Here is a 12,053-nt window from a genome sequence, read left to right on the forward strand (position 1 = left end):
GGGTTGGACACCGCTGGGGTTGGGAATTTCAAGCTGAGTGGGGAGAAGTCAGCGCGCCGATCGCCCCTAACGATATCACGCGACGGTATTCGGTGCAAGCTCCGACTTGGGTGGTGGTTATGCAGGATTTTGGTGAAGGTTCGGTTGCACCAGAAATTCCCGCGCCGCCTGTGGACAATCCCGATCTATTTATCGGCGCTTGGAAAGATTACACTCCCGAACAATTTCTCAATTACGGCAGGCTTCCGGGGGGATTGTTGATGATTAATTGGCCGATTCGCGGTAATGATTATGCTGAAAAGGTCGATCGACTCATTGAATCAACAGCATCTCGACAAGCATTCCTCCAAGAAAGTTTTTGGCACACTCAAAGTTTCGCCCGCTTCATTCAAACTCAACTCGGCCGCCGCTACGGTTTAGCACAGAATATTTTCCCTATTTCTGCGATCGAAAATTCACAAAATTCCTCGCTTCTGGGTTCTTTTGCCTTACATCCTTACTACCGAGAAAGTCGCCGTTTGCGGGGAGTACAAACAATTCGAGAACAAGATATTTTGCCTGTTGTCGGTGGCAGAGTCGCGAAGTTGCCGATAAATTCTCAGGGAATTTGTGAAACAATTGCGATCGGCAACTATGCCAACGATCACCACTATCCCTGCGGCGACATTCCTTTGCAGCCCAAATCCATCCGCTGGGGCGGCCGCTGGACGGGCACTCCCTTCACAATTCCTTACAGTGCGCTAATTCCTGCGAGTGCAGACGGATTGCTGGTTTGCGAAAAAAATATTTCCGTTTCTCACATCGCCAACGGTGCAACTCGCTTGCAGCCAGTTGTCATGAATATCGGACAGGCGGCGGGGATGGCGGCGGCTTTGTGCGCGGAAGCTGGATGTGGGCCGCGCGATTTGTCGGTGAGGGTTTTGCAGGAAGCTTTGCTGCAAGATTCTGAGGCGAGGGCGGCGGTTGTTCCTTTATTTAATTTGACACCGGATCGATCGGATTGGCTCGATCGGCAGCGCTATTATCTCGATCGACCTCAAGCATATCCCGCCAGCGGCGAATGTCCTTTTTCAGTCAACAGCGACAGACAAACCCGGTTTCTCAACGAAAGTTCTGTATTTGAATCCAGAACCTTGACATTTGAACCCGGTTTCTGTGCCAGTCGCAGCAGTAAAACAGCAAATACCCACAGCGAATTTTCCGGCATTTTTCGCCGCCACGGCACACAAGACTGGACGCTAACCCTAACAAGTCCCGCATCCTTAGCCGATCAAACTTGGCAACTCGTGACTTTGGACTGGGAAACCGACAGATTTTTAGATAATTGCCAAACCGAACAGCTTCTAACAGTGTGGGGTAAGGCGAATGAGGCCGGCGCTTGGCTGCGTTTGGTATCTGTAGCATCAAAAGGGTAAGGTTTTTTGCAAAGTTCCGAAATTGCCAGAAATCTATCCTGATCGATCGGGGCAAGTCCGTATCAGGTAATAGACACTGACACGGATACTACCCATGCAAACCTACACCGCAATTGCTTTACTGAGCCTGTTGGGCATTACCTTGAGTGCCAGCGCCGCTCTAGCTTTTGAATCTCCAGTCCCAATGCTCGAAACTGCTAACACCCAATATATGTTGTCAGCGCAAACTCAACAAAAGGGCGAGCGCGGTCCAGAGAGGGGCAGCGGACGCAGAAGCTTTGCCGAGCCTAATGTTACTCATGCACTATAAGATTTCTAATCACACTGTACCTCAGCGAAGGTCGCAATTGAGTGGGTTCGCGCAATTGATTCGATCGATCTGATTTTCCCAGATTCTAGTTTTTCAGGTTAAACGGTAACTGCACTTTTTGTTTACAGTCCTTAGGAGATTCCTTTTGTGTGATAAATGTTAGCATATAAATCTTGAACCGCCATCTAGCTAGAGATAGACTCTAAATATGTGGCGGTTTTGTCTGGAAAATTTTCCCCTCTGTGATTCACCCCTTTCCCCCTTTGCCATTTTCCCAGCCGCCTCAAATTCCTCCCAGCGCAATACTTATTTACGTTCTCCGCTCGCAGATCGGGTGGAATTCTCCACGGCTGCAGTATAATTGACGTGCGATGTTAACTAACTTATATATAGGTAAACCCTGAGTGCAAGGGGTGCAGCAACGTACTTAAATTCGCCAATAAGAATCACTTATTCGGTGTCTATCGGCTTTAAGCCAATGCTCCAGCGATCTCAGGGAAACTAACAGGCCTGAATATTAGGATAGCTGCCAAGCTTTCCGGCTACTGTCGGCTATGCTGGATTCGGCGCTCTGGCAATAATTTAGTGGAGGATGACAAGATGCCTCCTAGTTTGGCTATTTCGGGGATTGTGATGAAAAATGACTCTTTAGATCTGGTCAAAAGCCTCAGCCCTAGTGCAATGGATCAGATCATGCTATATCTGGCGTTCAGCGCCATGAGAACCAGCGGGCACAGGCACGGGGCGTTTCTAGACGCGGCCGCAACGGCGGCTAAATGTGCCATTTATATGACTTATATGGAGCAGGACAACAACCTGCGGATGACAGGACACTTGCATCACATTGAGCCTAAACGGGTGAAGGTGATTGTTGAGGAAGTCCGGGAAGCTCTGACTAAGGGAAAATTGCTGAAAATGTTGGGTTCTCAAGAACCTAGATATTTGATTCAGTTTCCCTATGTCTGGCTGGAACAGTATCCTTGGTTGCCGGGCCGCCCCCGCATTCCGGGAAACAGCTTGACTGCGGATGAAAAAAAATATCTCGAAGGCAAAATTCCTGCTAATCCGCCTGATGCTCAATTGATCAATTCTTTTCAGTTTATGGAGTTGATCGAGTTTCTGCATAGGCGATCGCAAGAAGATATGCCTCCAGAAAGGCGAATGCCTTTGAGCGAAGCTCTAGCAGAACACATCAAGCGGCGCTTGATCTATTCGGGAACAGTGACTCGGATTGATTCTCCCTGGGGAATGCCGTTTTATGCCCTCACCCGCGCTACCTACTCTCCGGCAGAGCAAGAAGAGCGCACGTTTACGATGGTGGAGGATACGGCTAGATATTTCCGGCTGATGAAGGATTGGGCGGAAAAACAACCGAAGGTGATGCGAGTTATGGAGACTTTGGATATACCGCCGGAACGGCTCGACCAAGCTGTTGAAGAATTAGATGAAATTATTCGTAATTGGGCCGATCGCTATCACAAGCGAGGCGAACCAACGATGATTTTACAAATGGTTTTTGGACCAAAAGATGACGATTAATGTCATTGGTCAGTTGGCAGTTGGTAGTTAGCTGTTGGCAGTTGGTAGTTGGTAGTTGAATGTTGACTGTTGGTAGTTGACTGTTGGTAGTCAACAGTCAACAGTCAACAGTTAACAGTCAACAGCTAACAGTCAACAGTCAACAGCTAACAATTCAGTGATTAGTCATTAGTTATTAGTCGATCGCTCGAAATTAATGATTAATAACTAATAGTGCAGGCAGAAACCGGGTTGTTTTCCGTAAATACTGCGTTAATGCCTTGAATGCTTGTAAAAAACCCGGTTTCTTGAGTTTGCGACATCCAAAAATCACTAAACTAAAAAAGCTTTCCAGACATAGGCCAAGACGATCGCACAAATCGCACCGATGAGCGTATTAAAAAAATTCACTACCTCGTTCGTGAGCCATTCAAACTTTGATTGCACCGTCGCGCCAATCACGCTCTCAATGTTGGTAGCAATAAAAGCTGCAATAATACAAAAAACAATTCCTGTCAAGTCAATTAAACCGGCCGCCCAACTCAACAGCGCAATCAGGATCGAGCCGACAATGCCCGCGATCGTTCCTTCGAGACTTACCGCCCCTTCAGTACCCCTAGGTACAGGCTGCAACGTAGTAATCAAAAACGTATGCTTGCCGTAAGCTTTGCCGATTTCGCTAGCGCAGGTATCGGAAAGTTTGGTGCAAAAACTCGCCGCATAACCCAGCAACAACAGGGAAATAACATCTTGTGGCACGGGCATCTTGCCCGTGTCTGCAAAAATATTGCCCGTATCTCCTAAAATAGATAATGCCAAAACTCCCACAGCACAAAAAGTAGCGGTTAAAGCCGAACCCCAGACATTTTCCGGGCCTCGCGCGCCCGATCGCTTTTCGGCAATACCTTCAGCTTCTTTTTGGGCTTTGCCGATGCGGGTAACGGACGATCCGACAAGAAAGTAAAACATCACCACCGCATAGCCCCGCCATCCCAAACAGCCCCAAATCACGACGCCCAGCAGCCAGCCGTGAAATTGTCCGGCGGGTGTGAGCAATTTTTTGGGAGAAACTGTGGCGATCGCGAGTAAAAATGTATTAAGGGCGATCGCCACCAACCAAGGATTAGAAAAAGACAAATAATTAAAGAACAATTCAGAATTCTGCATTTAGTACCTCCATGAGCCAAGTCTTATTTCATCTTGCCTTCCCCGTCACCGATATTGCCCAAACAAAAGCCTTCTACGTAGACGGGCTCGGCTGCCAATTAGGTCGCGAATCGCCTAATTCTGCGATTATGGGGCTGTGCGGCCATCAAATTGTCGCCCACGTCAGCCGCGAACCTTTGACCCCCCAGCGAGGCATATATCCCCGGCATTTTGGATTAATTTTTACTTCCGAAGCCGACTGGGAAGGGTTGTTAGAAAAAGCACAGCAAAACAACTTGAATTTCTATCAAGAACCGAGAAGGCGATTTGTAGGTTTGCCTACCGAGCACCGCACCTTCTTCTTGCAAGACCCTTTCCACAATATACTGGAATTCAAGTATTACTGCGAAGCCGAGGCAATTTTTGGGCGCAGCGAATACGCTGAAGTCGGCGATGCTGTTTGATATCTAGTCCGGTAGCGATTTGCCTTTTGTGGGGGCGGGTTTACGAGATTGTTGGTTTGAGGCAATTATTGTAGGTGCAACCCGCCTCTACAAAATTTGACATTAGACCTCTTGCCTCAGTCCTTCTAATCAAATTTTGGGACGATGCTCAGAGCAACGTCCCACAAGAAAAAAAGATTTCTGTGGGATTGGCTTTGAGCATCCTCCTAATTATTTTGCAAGAAGTCTATTATACAAGAGTCAATCAAACGGTTAATCATGAACTTTCAAGGGTTCTGATAGTGCCTCGGCGACAGATTTTAAACTGCTCGAATGCTTCACCATCATCGCATGGGTAAAGACTGACAATTTTACTTCTTTTGCTGCCGACATTTGGGAACTAGCAGCAGGGAGGATGACCAAATCCCAATCTGTCCAAATCGAAGTAAAATTTAACTTTTCCAGTAAGGCAGCATCTCGATTTAAATCTTCGAGAAAAGCACTGGCGGGACGCATTTGAACGCAGCCTTTTCCGCCGTTAGTGTAAGCGGCCCAAGTACCGTTGTGAGGGGAAGATATCGCAATAAAGCGCTGCACTCGGTTGATGCCTCCGAGTCGCTGGAGGTAGTAGCGGCTGACGATGCCGCCCATGCTAAATCCTACTATGTCGATCGGCTGTTCTGGATCGAAGGTTGCACAAACGTAGTCTGCAACTTGCTGCGCGAGTAATTCGAGACCGAGGCTGCCGTCGCTGGGGGTGAGATTGAGGCTGTAGACGTACCATCCGAGTTCGGTGAGGCGGGCGGACATTGTACTGAAAATAAGCTTTGTGTCCCGCATCCCGTGAACCAGCAAGACTGGGTTGCGACTGAATTTGCTATTCATTTTAAATTGGGAATTTTATTTTTAATCGGTGCTTTTAGTTCTTCAACTAATGCGTTAATACTTTGGGTATCTGTCACCATTTGGCGGTGCAGCATTACGTTGATTTTAACTTCTTTACCTACTGGCATTCTAGAGCTGTTAGACGGTACAATCATAATGTCGAATGGTGTCCAAATAGATGTAAAATTTATGCGTTTGAACTCAGTCACATCTTTATTTAAATCGCGCAGCAAGCCACTATTGAGCCGCATATCCAGGTATCCTGGTAGGGACATGAAATAGGCGGTGAGGGTGCCGCTGTGAGGGGCAGATATGGTGATGAAACGCTGTACTCGGTTAATTCCTCCGAGTCGCTGGATGTAGTAGCGGCTGACGATGCCGCCCATACTGTAGCCTACTATTTCTAATTGCTGTTCTTGCTCGAAGGTTTCACGGATGTAGTCGGCAAGTTGTTGTGCCAGTAAGTCGAGGCTGACGCTGCCGTCGTTGGGGGTGAGGTTGACGCTGTAGACACACCATCCGAGTTGGGTGAGGCGGGCGGACATTTTGCTGAAAATAGCCTTTGTGTCCCAGATGCCGTGGATCAGAATGACGGGATTGCGATCGAGCCTACTGTTCATTTTGCTGGAAAATTGTTTGCAGATTAAAGTATAAATCACTCCCCTAGGGAGTTTGACCCCTCATAGGACAGCTAGCGAATCGGATCGATGTAACGCTGGCCAATAGGCAATATGTCATAAATTCTGAGATAATCGTAAACAAGTGCGAAGTAAAACTGGGATTAGTCAGTAAAAATTACTAGAAGGTCTGTGTTTTTAATCAAATATTGTTAATTTTGATTAAGAAATATAGACAAAGGTTGCCTAACCTCGTAGGCTAACCTTGTTGACAAGCTTGTACAAATTTCTCTAAAAGAACAAAAGGAGTAAGTCTAATGTTTGGTTTTATCAAAAATTTCTTCGGCGGTATTTTCGGCTTTTTCGGCAGACTGTTGGGCTTGAAAAAGTCTGAATATTTCATGGATTTAGGCGAATCTTCGGCGAAGGAACCTGCTAAGGTTGCACCTGCTAAGGTAGAGGCTGCTGTCGCGAAGGTAGGGGATGCTGTTGCGGCCGCACCTGCAAAAGTTGAGGCTGTTATGTCAGGCAAGTCTGAACCGGCTAAGAAGGCTAAGGTAGAGAAAAAGTCTAAGAAAGAAAAGGAACCAGTCGCTAGCGTTCCTGCTAAGACTTCGGAACCCGCTAAGGTAGCGGCGGCTGCAACTAACGGTAAAGTGCCGAGTCAAGCTGAACCAAATCGCACTTTTGCTCCTAATAATTTAATGCCGATACCAACTGCAACTCGTCGCAGCCCGGGCCCTAGCATGAACAATTTCCGGGAAATGGCTCGTCAGGTGAAAATGAAGTAGAAATTAGGGAATTGGTAATAGGGAATTAGGCATTGGATAATTCCCAATGGGGCGGGTTAAAAGTTAAAAAATGGGATTCTTCATTTTTAATTTTTAACTCTTTTTTTGTTCTATTCCCTATTTCCTTTGTTTCTGAGAAAGGCTAGGGCGCTATATAGCTGGAAAAGCGGGTCCCAAGGAGTTTCGGATTTGCGATCGACTTCTACATGAGATTTGATTTTGCTCAACATATGCGTGTAATCGATGGCTGTATCGGCAAACAGCGTAAACTCCGACCACACTGTAACGTCAAGGTGGCGATCGAATATTTCCAGCAAGCGATTCCAGTTAATTCTGGTGGTACTTTGAGCTATTTGTGGGAATTTCTTGACTCTGGATGTTTGGTTTTTCTGGTTAGGTAAAGCTGGGATAGCTGCTGAAATTTTGGTGAAGTCAACACCTTGTTTAAATTCGTAACTTTGGTCGCAAATTCGCAGAATGCTGTTGCGACTGGGAATGTGCAAGTCGCAGATTTGAGCGTAATCTTGGGTGATTTCTTTGTGGCGAAATTGGTCGGTTCTGCGGTTGGGCGAGTAGTCCATGATTTCGATGAACATTGGTAACAACCCTTCTACTCTTTGGGTAACTTCTGACCAGTTAAATTCTATAGAACCGAGTCGATTTAGACTATCTTTGCAAACAACGGTTGGGGAAGAGAGAGATTGGAAGTGTTGGACTCGGAAGATTTGGATTTTTTGAATGTCGGCTAGGGTTGTCCAAAATACTGGAATTCCAGCTTTGAGGAGTTCTTGGCCGTATATTCGGAGTTGGCCAATGGGCCCGGTTTTGTACAGTCTCCAGCCGCGGCTTTGGAGTTGCATCCTAGTTGTGTAGGCGTCGATTTTGAAGATTCTGCTGATATTTTGTACGGCTGCGGGTTTGTCTTCGGGAGTGACGGGTTCGAGGATCAGGAGTCCGGGTTCGAGGCTGCTGGGGTCGTTTTTGGCGGTTTCGATGGCTTGTTGGCGGAGGTTGTTTTGTGTGGTTTCTATGCGTTGAATGCCTTGGCGGGCTTGGGAGACGATTTTGGGGTTGGTGATGTCGCGGAGTATTTTTTTGTAGGTTGTTTGGGCTTTTTCGAGGTTGTTGGTGAGTTCGTAGTAGCGGCCGATGTAGTATTGTAGCCAGGGATTTTCGGGGGATTCTTTTTGCAGTTGTTTGATGAGTTGGGCGGCTTGTTTGTAGTCTTGGCTTTCTAGGGCGGTGGCTATTTGGTGGATGTCTGTCATGGCGGTTGGGGAAATGGTGTCTTTTATATCTTGGCTGATGTTTGGTTGGTTCCGCCACTGGTTAACAATTTTGGTTCCTGTGTGAATTTATATATCTGATGTGTAAGTATGACAATAATTCAAAAAATACGTGCCAAAATTGTACAAAATCAGGTAGTCATAAATATGTAATGATGTTGCTAAAATACTAATAAAAACCTCGTTGTTTTATGAAAAATAAAATGAAAAATTTTTATTTTTCATAAGATTTGCTTGTTAAAATTATTTAAAAAAATATTTTTTTGAAATCAGAAATGTTAAATTAGGGTCATGAATTTGAGAGAAATTAACCTATGAAAACATCGATGAATTTTCAACCGATGCAGAAGTATAATGACTTTGAAGACTCTCAACCCGTCTGTCCTAGATGTGGACTCATAACATCCGAAAAAAATGTCATATTCATAATGGTAAGCAAAATCATCAATGTCAGGAGTGTAGCCGCCAGTTTGTTGAAAATAACCGTAAAAAATATATTTCTAACTCTCTTAAAAAATGGATTGACAAGCTATTACTGGAAAGAATACCTTTTGCTGGTATATGTAGAGTTTTTGAGGTTTCAGAAACTTGGCTTCAGAAATACGTCAATGGCAAGTATGCCACGGTTTCCAGGGAACTTGAAGTATCAGCTAAAACCCCAGGAAAACTAATCATTCAATGTGACGAACTTTGGTCTTATGTTCAAAATAAACAAAACTAACAGTGGGTGTGGCTGGCTTTAGATTGAGAAACCCGAGAAATTGTCGGATTTTATGTAGGAGATAGAAGTCAAACAAAAATCAGCCGAAAAATTATGGGAATCTTTACCTCGTGTTGAGCGACAATGTCCAGTGTGCTATACAGATTTTTGGCAAGCATATGAATGTGTTTTCCCAACAACCAGACATAAGCCAGTCAGCAAAAATAGCGGAAAAACTAGCCATATTGAACGGTTCAATAATACCTGAAGGCAACGATTTTCTAGACTGGTTAGAAAAACTTTATCGTTTTCTAAAAAATTAGATAATAATGTTGGGGCCTTATTGTATTTTATTCATGATTATAATGAATCATTACATATTTAGGACTACCAAAATAGTTAATATAGGTTTTAAAGAAAGTAGGTTCTTCCTTACTTATTAGGCTAAATCAATAGCTAAATCAGTAAAATCAATTGAACAAATATGTCAAAGTGTAAATCAACTTTTTACCCGGCTTGACATTTAAGCTCGTTTGATTGTTAACTATAAAGAGTCACTCTTAGTTTTGGGAATCAAATTATAGTCATGACCACAAAAAAGGGTACTAAAGTTCTAACAGAGCTTCTGAATATACAAGGAATTAAAGTAACTCAAATGAGTCAAGTACCGTCCATGGGAACAATATTAGAGGTGGAGTCAATCCATAAAGAAAGTCGTTGCCATCATTGCGGGACAAAAAGTAATAGATTACATCAAAATCATCGATAGGTAGTAAAAGATTTATCGTGGGGAGAAAAGCCAGTATTCTTAGAAATAAACAGGCGACAGTTTAAATGTGAAAAATGCGGCAAACCATTGGGAGAAAAATTGGAAGTTGTCAAGAACCGAAGAACTTATACAAAACGACTAGCAGATACAACTATCAAGTCAGTTTTGTCGAGTGATATCAATAGTGTAGCAAAACAAGGAGTAGAAGCAACAGAAGAAATAGAAAGAATGTTGTCAGATGCCTCACGAGAATTATCATCAAAACCATTAGGCTTAAAAAAGCTAGGAATTGATGAAATAGCGTTAATCAAAGGTCAAGGAAATTACAGTCCCGTGTTAATATATTTAGAAACATTTAAATTGATTACAAGTGCCAAAGGAAGAACACAAGCAGAAATCGAGCTTGTCCTAAATTCATGGGGTTCAGAGGTTTTAGAATAAATAGAAGAAGTAAGTATAGATTTGTGGAAATGTTACAACACTCTAGTAAAAAAACTGATACCCAATGTTTAAGTAGTAGCGGACAGATTTCATGTAAGGGTACAAGTTAACAATGAGTTAGATACACAAAAAAAGCGCGAACAAAGGCACGTAATAGATTTAAGTAAAAATTCAAAATACCTCAACAACTAGCAGAATTTCAACAACTAATAGACGGAATAAATGATAGAAAATATGGGTTAGCAAAGAATGAAGAGAGATTAAAAGAAAAGCAAAAAGTGAAATTAATGTTAGTTAAAAAGGTGTGTCCCAGGCTCGCAATAATGAATAAGTTAAAACAAAAATTCCGAAAGATTTTTGAAAATAGAAAAACTAATTGGTTGAGGGAATTGTTGAGAATTGGTATCTGGCATCAAAGAGCTAAACAATATTTTCCAGATAGTGTGAAGACTATTACCAATTGGATTGATGAGATAATTGCTTACTTTGAGAATAGGACAAGAATTGGTGTTGTTGAGGGTATCAATCACAAGCTTAAGTTAATAAAACGTTCGGCGTATGGCTTTATGAATTTTGAAGACTACAAAAATAGATGTTTGCTTACTTGGTATTTTAATTGTTAGTTTGGCATCCCAAGTAAGGAAGAACCTGAAATTACAGTATCAATTGATATTAACATTATACTAGAATTTCCCTCAACTTCAGACACTCCGAAAACAGAAGACTTGGATCTAAAAGATTAGATGGGCGATTCCCCCTCAACCAGAAATGTTACAGAAAAGCTTGACGGTCTGAGAATACCCTATAAAACAGTATAAATGGTATAATTACAATCGAGAGCGATTCCTTCACGTTGGAGGTTTAAAGAATGAGATTTATCAATCCCAAAACAGATTTTGCATTTAAAAAAATATTCGGCGACGCACAAAACAAAGACATCCTCATCAGTTTTCTCAACGCCATCCTCTACCAAGGCGATTCTGCGATCGAATCTTTAGAAATCCTCAATCCCTATCAACCCCCCAAAATTAGAGGAGTTAAAGATACTTACTTAGATATCCGAGCCAAGCTGAATAATGAGCAAACAGTCATTATCGAAATGCAGGTATTGAATGTAGAAGGCTTTGAAAAGCGGATATTGTACAATGCTGCTAAAGCTTATTCGATTCAACTCGACACGGGAGCAGATTATACGCTACTCAATCCGGTAATCGCTCTAACTATTACTGACTTTGAAATGTTTCCCAATCTTGACAAAGTAATTTCCAAATTTATCCTAAAAGAAAGAGATTTTCTGGTTGACTATTTAATTTACGATATTGAGTTAGTATTTGTGGAATTACCTAAATTCGGCAAAAGACTAGAGGAATTAGAAACACTAACCGATAAGTGGATCTATTTTCTGAAAAATGCCAAAAGTTTAGAAGTTGTACCGGAACAAATGGGAGAAGTCCCAGCAATTCAGAAAGCTTTTGAAGTAGCTAATCGCGCCGATTTGACCCGCGAAGAGTTGGAAGATTTAGAACATCAGGAAATTTACATACAAGACCAGCGGAATGCTATTACTAAAGCTGTCAAGCAGGCTGTTTCACAGGCTGTTTCACAGGCAATGAAGGAAAAAGCGATCGCAATTGCCAAAGAACTTCTGGATTTGTTAGATGAAGCAACAATTAGTCAAACAACAGGATTGAGTATTGAGGAAATTCAAAAGTTGAAACAAGCAAGGTAAAAA

12 protein-coding genes and 1 pseudogene are annotated in these 12,053 nt (G+C 43.1%); 9 read left to right on the forward strand and 4 right to left on the reverse strand.

Features of this window, described 5'->3' with window-relative positions; all coding sequences use genetic code 11:
* The 3 genes from IQ270_RS11150 to hetR all read left to right on the forward strand — a co-directional run.
* The coding region (locus tag IQ270_RS11150) for an FAD-dependent oxidoreductase (protein ID WP_193973290.1) at positions 1 to 1,415 on the forward strand (1,415 nt) is incomplete at its 5' end.
* A 94-nt stretch (positions 1,416 to 1,509) separates the two neighbouring features.
* Positions 1,510 to 1,725, forward strand: a complete 216-nt coding sequence (locus IQ270_RS11155) for a hypothetical protein (protein WP_193973291.1) — start codon at positions 1,510 to 1,512, stop codon at positions 1,723 to 1,725.
* Between the two features lie 633 nt (positions 1,726 to 2,358).
* Entirely contained in the window at positions 2,359 to 3,264 is a 906-nt protein-coding gene (gene hetR / locus IQ270_RS11160; protein WP_193973321.1) for a heterocyst differentiation master regulator HetR, read from the forward strand.
* Positions 3,265 to 3,576: 312 nt separating this feature from the next.
* On the opposite strand, the gene IQ270_RS11165 is transcribed toward hetR, so the two are convergent.
* Positions 3,577 to 4,410, reverse strand: a complete 834-nt coding sequence (locus IQ270_RS11165) for a TIGR00297 family protein (RefSeq protein WP_193973292.1) — start codon at positions 4,408 to 4,410, stop codon at positions 3,577 to 3,579.
* 11 nt (positions 4,411 to 4,421) lie between these two features.
* On the opposite strand from IQ270_RS11165, the gene IQ270_RS11170 reads away from it, so the two are divergent.
* A complete protein-coding gene (locus IQ270_RS11170) occupies positions 4,422 to 4,853 on the forward strand; it encodes a VOC family protein (RefSeq protein WP_193973293.1) in 432 nt (143 codons plus the stop codon).
* Between the two features lie 252 nt (positions 4,854 to 5,105).
* On the opposite strand, the gene IQ270_RS11175 is transcribed toward IQ270_RS11170, so the two are convergent.
* The gene (locus IQ270_RS11175) at positions 5,106 to 5,717 is read right to left on the reverse strand and encodes a triacylglycerol lipase (protein WP_193973294.1); all 612 of its coding nucleotides are present in this window, start codon (positions 5,715 to 5,717) and stop codon (positions 5,106 to 5,108) included.
* Positions 5,714 to 6,337: a triacylglycerol lipase gene (locus tag IQ270_RS11180; protein WP_193973295.1), complete on the reverse strand. Its 624-nt coding sequence runs from the start codon at positions 6,335 to 6,337 to the stop codon at positions 5,714 to 5,716. The genes IQ270_RS11175 and IQ270_RS11180 overlap by 4 nt, the downstream gene beginning before the upstream one ends.
* A gap of 314 nt (positions 6,338 to 6,651) precedes the next feature.
* Between IQ270_RS11180 and IQ270_RS11185 the strand changes: the two genes are divergently transcribed.
* The gene (locus IQ270_RS11185) at positions 6,652 to 7,125 is read left to right on the forward strand and encodes a hypothetical protein (protein ID WP_193973296.1); all 474 of its coding nucleotides are present in this window, start codon (positions 6,652 to 6,654) and stop codon (positions 7,123 to 7,125) included.
* A 110-nt stretch (positions 7,126 to 7,235) separates the two neighbouring features.
* On the opposite strand, the gene IQ270_RS11190 is transcribed toward IQ270_RS11185, so the two are convergent.
* Positions 7,236 to 8,393 carry a tol-pal system YbgF family protein gene (locus tag IQ270_RS11190; protein WP_193973297.1) on the reverse strand — a complete coding sequence of 386 codons (1,158 nt, stop codon included), beginning with the start codon at positions 8,391 to 8,393 and terminating at the stop codon, positions 7,236 to 7,238.
* 359 nt (positions 8,394 to 8,752) lie between these two features.
* On the opposite strand from IQ270_RS11190, the pseudogene IQ270_RS11195 reads away from it, so the two are divergent.
* The 4 genes and pseudogenes from IQ270_RS11195 to IQ270_RS11205 all read left to right on the forward strand — a co-directional run bounded on the left by IQ270_RS11195 (position 8,753) and on the right by IQ270_RS11205 (position 12,050).
* Positions 8,753 to 9,496: pseudogene (locus IQ270_RS11195) on the forward strand (IS1 family transposase).
* 483 nt (positions 9,497 to 9,979) lie between these two features.
* Positions 9,980 to 10,321: a hypothetical protein gene (locus IQ270_RS30925; RefSeq protein ID WP_228056260.1), complete on the forward strand. Its 342-nt coding sequence runs from the start codon at positions 9,980 to 9,982 to the stop codon at positions 10,319 to 10,321.
* Between the two features lie 218 nt (positions 10,322 to 10,539).
* Positions 10,540 to 10,944 (forward strand): transposase, encoded by a 405-nt coding sequence (locus tag IQ270_RS30930; RefSeq protein WP_339384127.1) that lies wholly within the window; start codon positions 10,540 to 10,542, stop codon positions 10,942 to 10,944.
* A 245-nt stretch (positions 10,945 to 11,189) separates the two neighbouring features.
* Positions 11,190 to 12,050, forward strand: a complete 861-nt coding sequence (locus tag IQ270_RS11205; RefSeq protein ID WP_193973298.1) for an Rpn family recombination-promoting nuclease/putative transposase — start codon at positions 11,190 to 11,192, stop codon at positions 12,048 to 12,050.
* The last annotated feature ends 3 nt before the right edge of the window (positions 12,051 to 12,053 follow it).

The organism is Microcoleus sp. LEGE 07076, assembly GCF_015207455.1.
In the GTDB taxonomy this organism is placed as follows: domain Bacteria; phylum Cyanobacteriota; class Cyanobacteriia; order Cyanobacteriales; family Microcoleaceae; genus Microcoleus.

Bases quoted from the DNA above. Each gene is read 5' to 3' on its own strand.
- IQ270_RS11155 (WP_193973291.1), top strand. From the start codon at position 1,510: ATGCAAACCTACACCGCAATTGCTTTACTGAGCCTGTTGGGCATTACC.
- hetR (WP_193973321.1), top strand. From the start codon at position 2,359: ATGAAAAATGACTCTTTAGATCTGGTCAAAAGCCTCAGCCCTAGTGCA.
- IQ270_RS11165 (WP_193973292.1), bottom strand. From the start codon at position 4,410: ATGCAGAATTCTGAATTGTTCTTTAATTATTTGTCTTTTTCTAATCCT.
- IQ270_RS11170 (WP_193973293.1), top strand. From the start codon at position 4,422: ATGAGCCAAGTCTTATTTCATCTTGCCTTCCCCGTCACCGATATTGCC.
- IQ270_RS11175 (WP_193973294.1), bottom strand. From the start codon at position 5,717: ATGAATAGCAAATTCAGTCGCAACCCAGTCTTGCTGGTTCACGGGATG.
- IQ270_RS11180 (WP_193973295.1), bottom strand. From the start codon at position 6,337: ATGAACAGTAGGCTCGATCGCAATCCCGTCATTCTGATCCACGGCATC.
- IQ270_RS11185 (WP_193973296.1), top strand. From the start codon at position 6,652: ATGTTTGGTTTTATCAAAAATTTCTTCGGCGGTATTTTCGGCTTTTTC.
- IQ270_RS11190 (WP_193973297.1), bottom strand. From the start codon at position 8,393: ATGACAGACATCCACCAAATAGCCACCGCCCTAGAAAGCCAAGACTAC.
- IQ270_RS11205 (WP_193973298.1), top strand. From the start codon at position 11,190: ATGAGATTTATCAATCCCAAAACAGATTTTGCATTTAAAAAAATATTC.